The sequence below is a fragment of the Terriglobia bacterium genome (assembly GCA_032252755.1).
Lineage (GTDB): Bacteria > Acidobacteriota > Terriglobia > Terriglobales > Acidobacteriaceae > JAVUPY01.
This window is the reverse complement of the sequence record JAVUPY010000032.1, coordinates 83,901-98,016: the sequence shown is the minus strand read 5'-3', so window position 1 is coordinate 98,016 and position 14,116 is coordinate 83,901. Positions and strand designations below refer to the sequence as shown.

12 protein-coding genes are annotated in these 14,116 nt (G+C 58.8%); all 12 read left to right on the top strand.

Annotated features, from left to right (window positions below; translation table 11 throughout):
* Positions 1-84 precede the first annotated feature (84 nt).
* Entirely contained in the window at positions 85-1,677 is a 1,593-nt protein-coding gene (locus ROO76_08240) for a HAMP domain-containing sensor histidine kinase (protein ID MDT8068143.1), read from the top strand.
* Between the two features lie 443 nt (positions 1,678-2,120).
* Positions 2,121-3,095 (top strand): 4-hydroxy-3-methylbut-2-enyl diphosphate reductase, encoded by a 975-nt coding sequence (locus tag ROO76_08235; GenBank protein MDT8068142.1) that lies wholly within the window; start codon positions 2,121-2,123, stop codon positions 3,093-3,095.
* Between the two features lie 81 nt (positions 3,096-3,176).
* Positions 3,177-5,129 (top strand): squalene--hopene cyclase, encoded by a 1,953-nt coding sequence (gene shc, locus ROO76_08230; protein MDT8068141.1) that lies wholly within the window; start codon positions 3,177-3,179, stop codon positions 5,127-5,129.
* Between the two features lie 32 nt (positions 5,130-5,161).
* On the top strand, positions 5,162-6,271 hold the full coding sequence (hpnH, locus tag ROO76_08225) for an adenosyl-hopene transferase HpnH (protein MDT8068140.1): 1,110 nt from the start codon (positions 5,162-5,164) through the stop codon (positions 6,269-6,271).
* A complete protein-coding gene (locus ROO76_08220; protein ID MDT8068139.1) occupies positions 6,268-6,672 on the top strand; it encodes a hypothetical protein in 405 nt (134 codons plus the stop codon). The genes hpnH and ROO76_08220 overlap by 4 nt, the downstream gene beginning before the upstream one ends.
* Positions 6,673-6,738: 66 nt before the next feature.
* Positions 6,739-7,758, top strand: coding sequence for an NAD-dependent epimerase/dehydratase family protein (locus ROO76_08215; GenBank protein ID MDT8068138.1), 1,020 nt, complete (start codon positions 6,739-6,741; stop codon positions 7,756-7,758).
* Positions 7,755-8,462 (top strand): hypothetical protein, encoded by a 708-nt coding sequence (locus ROO76_08210; protein ID MDT8068137.1) that lies wholly within the window; start codon positions 7,755-7,757, stop codon positions 8,460-8,462. The genes ROO76_08215 and ROO76_08210 overlap by 4 nt, the downstream gene beginning before the upstream one ends.
* An 8-nt stretch (positions 8,463-8,470) precedes the next feature.
* Entirely contained in the window at positions 8,471-9,589 is a 1,119-nt protein-coding gene (locus tag ROO76_08205) for a zinc-dependent dehydrogenase (protein MDT8068136.1), read from the top strand.
* A 34-nt stretch (positions 9,590-9,623) separates the two neighbouring features.
* The gene (locus ROO76_08200) at positions 9,624-10,661 is read left to right on the top strand and encodes a zinc-binding dehydrogenase (protein MDT8068135.1); all 1,038 of its coding nucleotides are present in this window, start codon (positions 9,624-9,626) and stop codon (positions 10,659-10,661) included.
* 117 nt (positions 10,662-10,778) lie between these two features.
* Entirely contained in the window at positions 10,779-11,732 is a 954-nt protein-coding gene (gene hpnC, locus ROO76_08195; GenBank protein MDT8068134.1) for a squalene synthase HpnC, read from the top strand.
* Entirely contained in the window at positions 11,729-12,670 is a 942-nt protein-coding gene (locus ROO76_08190) for a phytoene/squalene synthase family protein (GenBank protein ID MDT8068133.1), read from the top strand. The genes hpnC and ROO76_08190 overlap by 4 nt, the downstream gene beginning before the upstream one ends.
* Entirely contained in the window at positions 12,667-14,112 is a 1,446-nt protein-coding gene (hpnE, locus tag ROO76_08185) for a hydroxysqualene dehydroxylase HpnE (GenBank protein MDT8068132.1), read from the top strand. The genes ROO76_08190 and hpnE overlap by 4 nt, the downstream gene beginning before the upstream one ends.
* Positions 14,113-14,116: the final 4 nt, after the last annotated feature.

The window sequence follows — 14,116 nt, the reverse complement described above, 5'->3', positions numbered from 1 at the left end:
TTCAGGCTCTCCCGATTGCATCCAACTGCACACGTGATGCACTATAGTGCACCATCGCACCTTCATTGATTTGCGCCGCCCCCAATGACGGATTCTCGCAACCTTCTGCCCCGGATAGCAGTTTGGCTCGCTGGCATCAACATTCTCGCGGGCCTTTGCGTCATTGCGGGCTGGCAGTTCCGTATCCCCATTCTCAAGGGTGAAGCTCTGGGTACTTTCGTCGCGCCCAACACTGCGCTCTGTTTTGTCCTGTGTGGGGTCTCGATTCTGTTGCAAGTCTCGGGTGGCCGCTGGCGTCCTGAACTCGGAGCGATCATCGGCCTCCTGGTCGGCATGTTTGCGCTGGCGACCGTTACCGAATACGTGTTCGGAATCGACCTCAGTATAGACCGCCTTTTCATGGCGCACCGGCTCTCCGACTGGAATATCCCCTTGCCGGGCCGCTTCGTCCCCAACACCGCCATCGGCTTCGTGCTGGCGGGCATTAGCCTGGTGACGTTGCGGATACCGAGACGCGGCTTAAGCGAATACTTCTCGCTTCCGGTATTGCTCGTCTCATACTTGAGCCTTATTGCATATCTTTATGGAGTACAACAGCTTTATAGTCACGTGATGGCCGTACATACGGCCATTCTTTTCGCGGTTTTGGGTTTCGCTCTGCTCTGCGGGCCGGCGCAACCAGTGACTGCTGAGACCCTTCTCAGTCCGTTCGCCGGTGCCGTCGCGACCCGGCAAATGATAGTCGCCGTCATCATCCTGCTTCCCGCCTTTGGAGCTATTCAACTCTGGGCGGAAGAAGGGGGATTCGTCACCGAGCGGTTTGGCATTGCGCTTTCCGTCATAGCTTTCGCGACGGTATTCACGGCCCTTGCAGTCTGGACGGCGACCACTCTGAACGAGGCCGACCGGAAAAAAGTCGAGATGGAGTCCGCCCTCCTCCGCAGCGGCCAGATTGCCGCGGCTGGCCGAATGGCTGCATCCATCGCGCATGAAATCAACAATCCGCTCGAGTCGATCACGAACATCATTTACCTTTTGAAAACCGAGAGCGTGCCCCAGGACCTGCGTGCCAAATACCTTGAGATTACCGAGAGCGAATTGGTCCGCGTTGCCGCCATTGCCCGGCGTACCCTCGGGTTTTATCGAGAAGAAGCAAAGCCCTCCGTCATCAAGGTCTCTGCGCTGCTGGATGGAGTTCTGGACGTGTATCGCAACAAGTTGGAAGGGAAGGTTGCGGTCGGCCGTCACTGCGACCCCGACTCGGAAATCTTCGCCAAGACTGGCGAAATCCGGCAGGTCTTATCCAATCTCATCGCCAACGCCGTAGACGCCATGCACGGCGAAAGCGGTCGTCTCGATATCACCATCGCTACCGCCGATCAAACCGTCATAATCGAAATTGCCGACAATGGATATGGCATAGCCGAGCAGAACCTGATGAAAATTTTCGATCCCTTCTTTACGACGAAGAAAGACGTCGGCACCGGTCTCGGCCTTTGGGTCTCCCGGGAACTCGTCGCCCGCAACAGTGGCACCATCACCGTGACCAGTTCTACCGATTTTGAGAACCACGGCACTGTTTTCCACCTCACATTTCCGGCAGCCAAACTCGCACACGCTGCCAAAACGAAAGAGGCGGAAGAACCCCTTCGCGCTGAATCCACATCCGGCAGTTGAAACGGGAATACCCAGTACGGCTTCCCCTTGTTCTTGAACCTTGTCCTGTGCTTTCGCTCTTTCTTCGTTCCCCCAATGGAAGGTAGGTCCGTAACCCATCCGGCACCTTTCGGCGTCTAGTGAGGGTTCCTTCCTTGTACAATGCTGTCACAGGTTAGTTGCTGGCGTTCTACCCTGCACGCATTGGGAGATCCCCCGTACTGCATGCCGTTTGTCGTACCGCATCTGTACTATCAGGGGGTCCAACTGTGGCAGGGCCGTCCTCTCATCTCTGCCATATTTGGCAGGACTGGGCGAGGGCAGCAGTTCACTGCGGAATTCCCGCCGTGCGCTGTTGGAACCCGGCCTTTCTCTGTGCTTATGTTCGTGATTCCGTTGGAATTACGATAGGGTAATGGTGGGGTAACTGCGGGTTTTTCGCGCTGGTGGCATACGCAAAACTGATGACTCAGACTAACGACGCAAAGACATTGCTTCTCCTGAAACCACGCGGCTTTTGTGCCGGAGTGGTTCGCGCCATCGACATCGTCCGCATCGCGCTCGATACCTTCGGCCCGCCGATCTATGTCCGCAAGGAGATCGTTCATAACCGTCACGTCGTCGAGGATCTTCGCGCCAAGGGCGCCATCTTCGTCGACGAAATCGAGGAAGTACCGGAAGGCGAGCGCGTCATCTATTCTGCCCACGGTGTCGCCCCGGAGGTCCGCGATGCCAGCAAGACCCGAAATCTGCGGGTTATCGATGCCACGTGCCCGCTGGTCACCAAGGTTCACGTTGAGGCCGTCAAGTTTGCCAAGGAAGGCTACTCGTTGATCCTCATCGGACACCTCAACCATGACGAGATCATCGGCACTCTGGGCGAAGCTCCAGCCGTTACGAAGGTAGTGAGCACGCCGGAAGCCGTGGAAGACATCCATGTGCCGGATCCGAACCGCGTCGCTTACCTGACCCAGACGACGCTTTCGCTGGATGAGGCCAAGGACATCATCGAGGCTCTGAAGAAGAAGTTCCCCAATATCAAGGGACCGCATGCCCAGGACATCTGCTATGCAACCGAGAACCGTCAGGTAGCCGTCAAGAACGTCGCCAAGCAGGCTGACCTCGTTCTCGTTGTGGGTTCCGATAATAGCTCGAACTCGAACCGATTAGTTGAAGTCGCGCAGAACCTGCGCACAAATTCGTACCTGATCGAGAATTGCCGCGCTATCAAGCCCGAGTGGCTGGAGGGCGCAAATACGATTGCCCTGACCGCGGGAGCTTCGGCCCCTGAGCACTTGGTCGAGGAAACGATCCTTTACCTGCGCGATCGCGGCTACACGAACTTGGAAGAGGTAGAGGTCGTTTCGGAGAACGTACGTTTTGCGCTGCCGCCGGAAATTGTCGAAGCCATTGGCTCCGCCCCGGCCGTGGCCGATTGATAAGGTAACTGGGTGCCCCATTCTCAATGCGCGTTTGTTACGCGTTCAGGTGGGATAGTTACCAGGAATTTTTGAGAACTTATGGACGAGACCTCCCCCAAGCAGGTCGCAGAAATACGCTTTGGAAAGATCGACGGCATCAAGTCTCGCCTGGCGAGCGCGATATCCGCCGCACGCGAGCACCTTTTTTCCCGTCAGCATCCGGAAGGCTACTGGTTCGGTGAACTGGAAGCCGACACCACCCTCGTTTCCGACTACATCTTCATGCACATGCTTCTCGGGACGGTCGACGAGAAGCGTTTTGCCAAATGTGCGAATCACATTCTTCGTTTCCAAAATGAAGACGGCGGTTGGCCGATTTACAACGGTGGCCCCTCGAACATCAGTGCTGCCGTGAAGGCCTACTTCGCGCTGAAGATGGCCGGCTACGCTCCCGATCATCCCGCGCTCACCAAGTCTCGCCAGTGGATTCTCAGCCAGGGCGGCGTCCCGGCAGTTAATACCTTCACGAAGCTCTATCTCTGCGCTCTCGGCCAGTACGACTACGATGCAGTTCCCGCGATTCCGCCGGAGATCGTCCTGTTCCCGAACTGGTTCTGGTTCAACATCTACGAAATCTCCTCGTGGTCGCGCGCCATCCTGATTCCGCTCTCGATCTGCTACGCCAAGAAGCCGTTCAAGAAGATTCCGGATCACATGGCAATCGACGAGTTGTTTCCCGAAGGTCGCCATCATACCTCGCTCAAGCTGAAGTGGAACAAAGACAAGATCCTCAGTTGGCGAAACACGTTCCTTGTTATCGATCTCATCGCCCACTGGTTCGAGCGTGTGCATGTCCGCCCCCTGCGCAGCATCGCCCTGAAGTCCGCGGAGGAGTGGATGCTCGAGCGCTTCGAGATGTCCGATGGTCTCGGGGCCATCTACCCGGCGATCCTGAACTCCATCATTGCGCTGCGCTGCCTCGGCTACTCCATGGACGATCCGCAGTTTATCCGCGCACTCGACGAATTCGAGAAGCTCGGCATCGAGGAAGAAGACACGTTCCGTATGCAGCCCTGCATGTCGCCGGTATGGGACACCGCCTACGCCATGTTCGCCCTCGGTGAGTCCAGCGATAACCGTCGGGACCCTCGTCTCGTCAATGCCGCCGAATGGATGCTGAAAAAACAGATCCGGACGAAGGGCGATTGGTCCGTGAAGGTCCGGAATGTGGAACCGGGCGGCTGGTACTTCGAGTTCAACAACGAGTTCTATCCCGACGTCGACGACAGCGCCATGGTCATGCTCGGCCTCAGCCACGTCGACACCTCGGAAGAGCGTTTCCAGTCAGAGTCCGTCCAGCGCGCTCTCAAGTGGGTGCTCGCCATGCAGTGCAAGAACGGCGGCTGGGCCTCGTTCGACAAAGACAACACGCGCATGGTCTTTCAGTACGTTCCATTCGCCGATCACAATGCCATGCTCGATCCACCGAGCGTCGACATCACCGGCCGCGTTCTCGAGTGTCTCGCGACGAACGGCTTTACCTTGAAAGACAAGCCCGTGCAGCGCGCTCTCAAGTTCATTCGTTCCGAGCAGGAGCCTGACGGTAGTTGGTTCGGACGCTGGGGCGTCAACTATCTTTACGGAACAATGTGCGTGCTCCGCGGCCTCGATGCCATCGGCATCGACAACCACGAGCCCATGGTTCAGCAAGCGGCCGAGTGGATCCGCATGGTTCAGAATGCCGACGGCGGCTGGGGCGAGAGTTGCGGCTCCTACGACGATTCGACGCAGAAGGGCGTCGGCCAGAGCACTTGTTCGCAGACAGCCTGGGCCGTACTTGGCCTACTTGCCGCGGGAGACACCCGCAGCGATTCACTCAGTCGCGGCATCGCGTATTTATTGCAGCATCAGCAAGAGAATGGTTCCTGGTACGAGTGGCCCTACACGGGAACGGGCTTCCCGCGCGTGTTCTACCTGAAGTACACGCTGTACTACCAGTATTTCCCGCTGCTTGCCTTGACCAAGTACGCCAAGGTGACCAACAACTTTTAGCGATGAAAAGTTCCCGGAGGAGTTTTTAGTTCATGCCCGTGCCAGTATCCCAAATGTGGACCGTAGCTTCTTATGTTGTGAAGCAGAAGCTGGCCGGACGTCAGCGGTACCCGCTCGTCGTCATGCTGGAGATTCTCTTCCGCTGCAATCTCGCCTGCGCCGGCTGCGGAAAAATCCAGTATCCAGCACACGTTCTCAAGAGCCAGCTCTCTCCAGAAGAGTGCTTTAAAGCGGTTGAAGAATGTGGCGCGCCTATCGTGAACATCCCCGGTGGCGAGCCACTCATGCATCCGCAGATCGGCGAAATCGTCGAAGGTCTGATCGCTCGCGGCAAATACGTCTACGTCTGCACCAATGCGCTTCTCCTGAAAGAGAAGCTCCATCTTTTCAAGCCCAGCAAGTACCTGACCTTCACCATTCACCTCGACGGCGAACGCGAACATCACGACTTCGCTGTCGCCCGTGAAGGCACCTACGACATCGCAATTGAAGCAATCAAGCTGCTTCTCGAAAAAGGGTTCCGTACGACCACCAATTCGACTCTTTTCGAAGGCGCCGATCCCAAGAGCGTTCGCCGTTTCATGGACGAGATCATGTCGCTCGGCGTGGAAGGCATGATGATCTCGCCGGGCTACAGCTACGAGAAGGCGCCCGACCAGTCGCACTTCCTCGCCCGTCAGCAGGCGAAAGAACTCTACCGTCAGATTCTCAGCAACCGCAGCAAGTCCTGGCGCTTCAACCAGAGCCCGCTCTTCCTCGAATTCCTCATGGGCAAGCGCGACTACGATTGCACCCCCTGGGGCATTCCCACGTACAACGTCTTCGGCTGGCAGAAACCCTGTTACCTGCTGCAAGACGGTTACGCCGAAACCTTTCAGGAACTGATGGAAGAGACCGAGTGGGAGAGCTACGGACACGCCAGCGGAAACCCAAAGTGCCAGAACTGCATGGTGCACAGCGGCTTCGAACCGTCGGCGGTGAACGATACGTTTCATTCCGTCGGCGGCATGGTCGCAACCGTGAAAGCCATGGTTAACAATCGCTACGAAGATCCCGAAGCCATGGACGCGCTGAAGAAGAACAAAGTCATCCCAGCGCACGCGCGCAATCCCCTCGTGCAAATTGCGCCGCAGGAGCGATGACCGTGTCTGAAAAGCACATGCAAAATGAAGCTTCGATTACCGAGCACGCCACGCTCCAGGGTTGGGTTCCCAAACTCGCCGCCGAAAATGAAATCCGCGAAGCCCTCGAGAAGGCCTTCGACTATCGCGGCGACGTGACGATCACGAAGAAAGACGGAACTATCGTTGAGGGTTACATTTTTGATCGCAAATCGGCTCCGACGCTGAACGCATCCCTCGTTCGCATCCTGCCGAAAGATTCGAACCAGCGCCAGTCCATCCCATACTCGGACATCGCCGCCCTCGCATTCAGCGGCCGCGACACCGCCGCCGGCAAGAGTTGGGAAGCCTGGGTCAGGAAATATTGGGAGAAGCGCGCGAAGGGCGAGGTCTACAACCTCGCGCCCGACACGCAAGAGTAGTGCCGCTTTGTTTGTGCTTTCATGAAGAACGATGAACGGAGAACGAAGAGAACGGAGAACTGACAACTGAGAACTTTTCTCACAGGTGCCACCGGATTCGTCGGCAGCCACGTCGCGCAAGCGCTGGCAGTCGCTGGCGCCGACCTCCGCCTTCTCGTTCGCCCAACCAGTCGCCGCGATAATGTCGAGCATCTCCGCGCCGACATCGTCCTCGGTGATCTTCGCGATCCCTCTTCTCTCGCGCCCGCTATGCAGGGTTGCGAACTCGTCTTCCACGTCGGCGCCGACTACCGTCTCTGGACCCGCAATCCCGAGGAGATGTACGCCGCCAACGTCGCTGGGACGGAAGCCATCATCAAGTCCGCACAATCCGCCGGAGTCCGCCGCATTGTCTACTGCTCCAGTGTAGCCACCATGGGTTTCGGCCATGGCGGCCCAATTACGGATGAAGAAACGCCGGTCTCGCTCACCGACATGATCGGCCACTACAAGCGCTCCAAGTTTCTCGCCGAACAAGTCGCCATCAATGCCGCGAAAGAAGGCGTGGACGTCGTCATCGTTAACCCGAGTACGCCCATTGGCGAACAGGACATCAAGCCCACGCCCACTGGCCGCATCGTGGTCGATTTCCTCAAGCGCAAGTTTCCAGCCTACTCCGATACCGGCCTCAACCTCGTCGACGTGAAGGACGTCGCCAGCGCCCACTTGCTTGCCGCCGAGAGAGGTCACTCCGGCGTGCGCTACATCATCGGTGGCGAGAATCTCACACTGAAGGAGATGCTCGACAAACTCGCCGCCATCACCGGACTGCCGTCTCCCACGGTCAAGGTTCCGCACGCGGTCACGCTGATGGCCGGTATCTGCGATGAACTGTGGACGGGGAAGATTCGCGGTCGCGAACCCCGCGTCACCCTCGACGCCGTTCGCATGGGCCGCAAGAAAATGTGGGTATCGTCCGGGCGCGCGGAAAAGGAACTGGGCTATCACTCCGCTCCAGTCGATGATTGTCTCCGCCGCGCCGCCGAGTGGTTCGTCGCCCACGGCTACGCGCCCGCTTACTCTCAGCCCGCGGTGATGACGGCATGAGCGATCGCACGGAAGTCGCCATCATAGCCGCCATGGAGCGCGAGATCGCTCCACTGATTCGCGGCTGGAACGTGATCCTCGGTCCGCGCTATCGCTTTTACGAACGAGGCAACGTGATCGCCTTTGCCGGCGGCATCGGCCCCCGCGCTGCTCGGCAGGCCGCCGACGCCGTACTTACATTCCGCCAACCGGCGCTCATCATCTCAGCCGGTTTCGCCGGAGCGATACGCGAGTCCCTGGCCGTCGGCACGGTGGTTGTCCCCACTAAAGTGCTGGCCTTGCCGGAGGAACAAACATTTAGCATAGACGGTGGAGAGGGAACTCTCGTCAGCGTCGCCGACATAGTGAATCCGCGCGTGAAACAGGAACTCAAAACTAAATATGCCGCCGACGCCGTCGATATGGAGGCCGCATACGTCGCCGCGATAGCGCAAGCCCGCGGTGTTCGCTTCCTGGCAGTGAAAGCCATTTCCGACGAAGCCAGCTTGGGGTTGCCGCCCATGGACCGTTTCATCGACAGCCGTGGTGAGTTCCATGCATACCGTTTCGCGATGCATGCCGCAGTCCGTCCTGCGCTCTGGTCCGCACTCGTACGCCTGAAGCGCAATGCCGACAAGGCCGCGAATGCGCTCTGCGAATTCCTGGCACGCATCGACAGCGCTGCTTCTTTTAACCAGCTTCTCAACACCATGCGCGTCAGTTAAGGAGACTCTTGTCCGTAGCAACTCAAATCGGCGATCGGCGGCAGGAAGGTAAAATCCCTTCCCACATGCTTGCCGCCGTTTATTACGGCGTCAACGACGTCCGCATGGAGACCGTCCCAGTCCCGCGGATTGGTGCCGGCGAACTCCTCATCCGCGTGCATACCTGCGGCATCTGCGGCACTGACCTCAAGAAGATTTCCACCGGCTCGCACTCGGCCCCGCGCATCTTCGGCCATGAAACCGCCGGAGACATCGTTGCCACCGGCACAGGCGTTCGCAATTTCGCCGTCGGGGACCGCGTCATGGTCTTCCATCACATCCCATGCCGCCAGTGCTACTACTGCCGCAACAAGGTTTTCTCACAGTGCCCGGTCTACAAGAAGGTTGGCGTCACCGCGGGTTACGAACCCTCGGGCGGCGGATTCTCCGAGTACGTTCGAGTCATGGACTGGATCGTCGACAACGGTGGAGCTGTCAAGATTCCCGACGACGTCAGTTATGAACAGGCTTCTTACATCGAGCCCGTCAACACCGTCATGAAAGGCATCGAGACGCTTCGTCTCCAGCACGGCGAAACCGTACTTGTGATCGGTCAAGGCCCTATTGGTCTCATGATGGGTTTTCTCGCCAAGCGTGCCGGTGCCAAGGTTGTCGCTTCCGATTTATTCGCCCAGAGGCTTACAATATCCATGTCTTTTGGTCTCACCACGACCATTGACGCATCCGCAGTCAACGCAGTCGAGCGAACCCGGGAATTGACAGAAGGCAGGGGCGCGGATGCGGTCATTCTTGCCGTTGCAGGAAATGCTCTGATTCGGCCCGCCATGGATGCCGCGCGTCCTGGTGGTCGCGTTTTGTTGTTTGCGCAAACGCAACACAGTGACGCCGTCATCGATTCCGCCGCTGTTTGCGTCGACGAAAAAGCGTTGTTGGGCTCCTATAGCGCGTCCGTGGATCTGCAGGAGGAGTCGCTTCGTTTCGTCTTCAGTCGCGAAATGGATCTGGCTTCGCTTTACAGCCATCGATTTCCGCTGCAGCAGGCCGTGGAGGCGTTACAACTGGCTGCTCGTCCCAAGCCGGACACCATGAAGATAGCTATTCAACCGGACCACGGAAGAGCAGTGTGAGAAGAAGGAAGGAAATTAGAGAGTGAACGGACAAATGACAGCAGCAGTCCTCTACGGTAAAGAGGACGTTAAGATCGAGAAAGTTCCTATCCCACGCGTCGGCGACGGAGAAGTCCTCATCAAGGTGCACGTCGCGCTCACCTGTGGAACGGATCTGAAGGTCTACCAGCGCGGTTATCACGCCCGAATGATCGTGCCCCCGGCCCTGTTCGGGCACGAACTCGCCGGAACCATCGAGCAACTTGGTCCGGGCGTCCGAGGGTTCCGCAAAGGCCAGCGCGTCGTCGCTCTCAACTCCGCTCCCTGCGGAATGTGTTTCTACTGCTCCAAGCACCAGGAAAATCTCTGCGAAGACTTGCTCTTCAACAACGGTGCCTACGCCGAGTACATTCGCATTCCCAAGCGCATCGTCGAAACCAACATGCTGCCGGTTCCACCCGACGTAAGCTACGAAGAAGCGGCGATGGTCGAACCGCTCGCCTGCGTGCTGCGCGGATTGCATGAAACCGGCCTCGAAATCGGCGACACCGTCACCGTCATCGGGGGTGGCTCGATCGGCATGATGTTCATGCAGGTCGCCAAACTCGTCGGCTGCAACGTCATCGCCGTCGTCAAGCGCGACTCGCAGGTCGAGGGCGCGCGCAAAATGGGCGCCCATGATGTGGTACAAATCACGAAGGTTAACGATGCCGTCGATGCCGTCCGCGCCCTCACCAATGATCGTCGTGGCTCCGACGTAGTCGTTGAAGCTGTCGGTCGTCCCGAGGCCTGGGAGTGGGCTATCGACATGGTACGCAAGGGCGGGACGGTAAACTTTTTTGGCGGATGCGCAAGCGGCACGAAGGTCAACCTCGATACACAGCGTCTCCACTACTCGGAGATCACGCTCAAGGCGACATTCCATCACACCCCGGAGACTGTGCGCCGCGCTTTTGCGCTCATTACAGAAGGGAAGATCCGAGCCAACGATTACATTACCGGAGAAGCACCGCTCTCTCGCTTGCAGCAGGTGCTGCGCCACATGAGCAACCGCAACGGAGACATCAAGACAGCGATCATCCCGGGACACTAAGGTCGTGGCGCGCGGTCCCCAACGAGCGCATCTCGTTGGGGTGGTCAGCCCGGGGAATCTGCTGTTGGACTTTGATTTTCCAATCGTCATTGAGAAAATCGTCAATTGTGGAATCCTATGGACCCTACCACCAACGAGGCTCTCGACGTCCGCACTGCCTGGTCGCGACTTCCCGCCGGATACGAGATCCCCGACGTGGCGCCTTCTCTCGCCGAAGCGCAGGCCTACTGCGCGCGTCTTGCACGTGGCCATTACGAGAACTTCAACGTAGTCTCCTGGTTTTTACCGAAGCACCTGCACCAGCACTTCTTCAACGTCTACTCCTACTGTCGAATCTCAGACGATCTCGGCGACGAAGTCGGGGATACCCAACTGTCGCTTGCATTACTCGATCTCTGGCAGCACGAACTAGATGCCTGTTACGCGCATCTCGCCGACATCTCGCAACCAGGATCACGTCATCCCGTGTTCATCGCGCTGGAAGAAACCATTCGCCAGTTTGGAATTCCTCACCATGAGTTCTCCGATCTCTTGATCGCTTTCCGCGAGGACCAGACCAAGACGCGCTATGAAAACTTTGACGAGGTACTCGAATACTGCAAGAACTCCGCCAATCCTGTTGGCCACCTCGTACTCTATCTCTGCGGTTACTCGGACGCAGAGCGCCAGCGGCTTTCCGACTGCACCTGTACCGCCCTTCAGTTAGCGAATCACTGGCAGGATGTCGCTCGCGATTACGCCAACGGACGCATGTATCTGCCGCAGGAGAGTCTACGTCTCTTCGGTGTTTCCGAGTCCGATATCGCCCAGCGCCGCTTTACCCCGCAGTTCCGCGAGATGATGAAGTTCGAAGTCGCCCGCGCACGAGAGTGGTTCGATCGCGGCCTGCCCCTCGTTCAGAAGGTCGATCGCCATCTTGCCCTCGATATCGAACTTTTCTCGCGCGGTGGCCAGGCGATTCTCGATGCTATCGAGAAGCAGGGCTATGATGTACTCAAGTCGCGTCCCGTGATCTCCAAGCCGCGCAAGCTGGCACTGCTGCTTCGGGCCCTGGTCGGGAAGGTGGCATGAGCGCCGCCGTGCAGCAGCATCCACTCCAACTCGAGACCGCGTATGGCGTTTGTCGCCACATCACCCGCTCTGCCGCGCGCAATTTTTATTACGGATTCCTCGCACTGCCGCGCCCCAAGCGCAACGCCCTCTCCGCCGTCTACGCATTCATGCGCCACGCCGACGACCTCTCCGACGACGCTTCACTCCCTATCCCTGAGCGTCGCCGCAAACTGAGTGAATGGCTGGACCGGTTCCATCGCGTCGTCGAAGGCTCCGCCACCGATGATCCCGTCTTCATGGCCCTGCGCGACGCCCAGCAGAAATACAACATCCCCACCGAACTCCTCGACAAATTGGTGCAGGGAACTGCCATGGACCTCTACGCCAACAGTCCTGGCGATCCCTCACCCGCCGAACTCGCGCAATCCGCGCCCGATACCGTCCGCATTGCCTACCGCACCTTCGCCGAACTTTACGACTACTGCTATCATGTCGCGTCCGTCGTCGGATTGACATGCATCCGCATCTTCGGCTACCGGGAGCAGTTCGCCGAGCAACTCGCCGAAGAAGTTGGGGTCGCCTTCCAACTCACGAATATCCTTCGCGATATCAAGGAAGACGGCTCGCTCGGCCGCGTCTACATACCGCAGGAAGACCTCGAGCAATTCGGCATCTCCGCCGAAGAACTCGTCTCCGGTTCGAATCTCGAACGTCTGCGCCCGCTGCTGGAAATGGAAGCTAATCGCGCTCGCGAATTCTACAAAGCCGCCGACAAACTCCTGCCGCTCATCGACGAAGACAGCCAGGGTGCCCTTTGGACGCTCGTCACCATCTACCATCGCCTGCTCGATCGCATGGTCGAGCGCCAGTACGACGTCTACTCCCGCCGCATTCGTCTCAGCGGACTCGAAAAGTCAGGTATCCTTTTCAAAGGTTTCCTGAAACGTCTTACGTGAGTTCGACCCTTACCCAACCCGCGCCGATCCTCACCGACGCCGGCACCGCTGCGTCCGTCGCCGTCATTGGCGGCGGTCTCTCCGGACTCGCAGCCGCCTGCGCTCTTTCCGAGGCCGGCTATCGCGTCACGCTGTTTGAGCGCCGCCCATACCTCGGTGGCCGCGCGTCGTCTTACGAGCATCCCGGCACCGGCGAAATCGTCGACAACTGCCAGCACATCCTGCTCGGCTGCTGCACCAACCTTGTCGACTTCTACGGACGCCTCGGCGTGCAGGACAAGATCCGCTGGTACGACCGCCTCACCTTCATGCTTCCGGGCGGCCAGGCTGGCGAAATCGGCGCATCCGGATGGCCCGCACCCTTCCACGCCTCGCCATCGTTCTTGCGCTTCGATCTGCTCTCCCTCACCGACAAACTCGGCATCGGCCGCGCTATGACAGCACTGATGCCGCGCGTTCCTGCGGATAATGGCAAAAGCTTCCTTGAGTGGCTCCGTCATCATGGCCAGACGCAGCAGGCGATCGATCGCTTCTGGTCACCCGTACTCGTCAGCGCGCTGAACGAGGACCTCGAACGCGTCTCCGTCGCTTACGGTGCCATGGTGTTCCGCGACGCTTTCCTCAAGTCCGCCGAAGCCGGACGCATGGGCGTTCCCACGGTTCCGCTTTCGCGACTTTACGGCTCCGCCGCCGACTACATCCGCGAACGCGGCGGCCAGGTGCATCTGCGCTCGTCGGTCGAATCCTTCACTCCCGCCGCCGACCACGTTTCGGTCGGCGTCGGCGGCGAAGAGATCGTCTTCCACTACCTCATCTCCGCCGTCCCGTTCTCGCATCTCGATTCGATCCTCCCGCACTCCACCGAATCCGAGCCGATCCGCGAGCAACTCGTGCAATTCACAAGCTCGCCCATCACAGGCATCCATTTCTGGTTCGATCGCGAGATCACGCAACTCGATCACGCCGTGCTCCTCGACCGCACCATCCAATGGATGTTCCAGAAATCGCGCATTCTCGAACGTGCCAGTTCGCCCGATGCGCCTCTCGCCGCCGGTAGCTATCTCGAACTCGTAGTGAGTTCCTCGAAATCGCTTCTCACCCGCAGCCGCAACGACATCCTCGACCTCGCGCTCCGTGAACTCGCAGAATTCTTCCCCGCCGCGAAGGAAGCTCGCGTCCTGAAATCAACAGTCGTGAAAGAAGTCCACGCGACCTTCTCGCCTGCACCCGGCCTCGAGCGTCATCGTCCCACCCCGCTCACCGCCTGGCCCCGCGTCTTCCTCTCCGGAGACTGGACCGCCACCGGATGGCCCGCCACCATGGAAGGCGCCGTCCGCGGTGGCTACATCACCGCGCAGGTGCTCGCCAATACCCGCGGCGACGACTCGCGTTTCCTCGTCCCCGACCTGCCCGCGCGCGGCCTCATGCGCCTCTTCCGTTAACGGT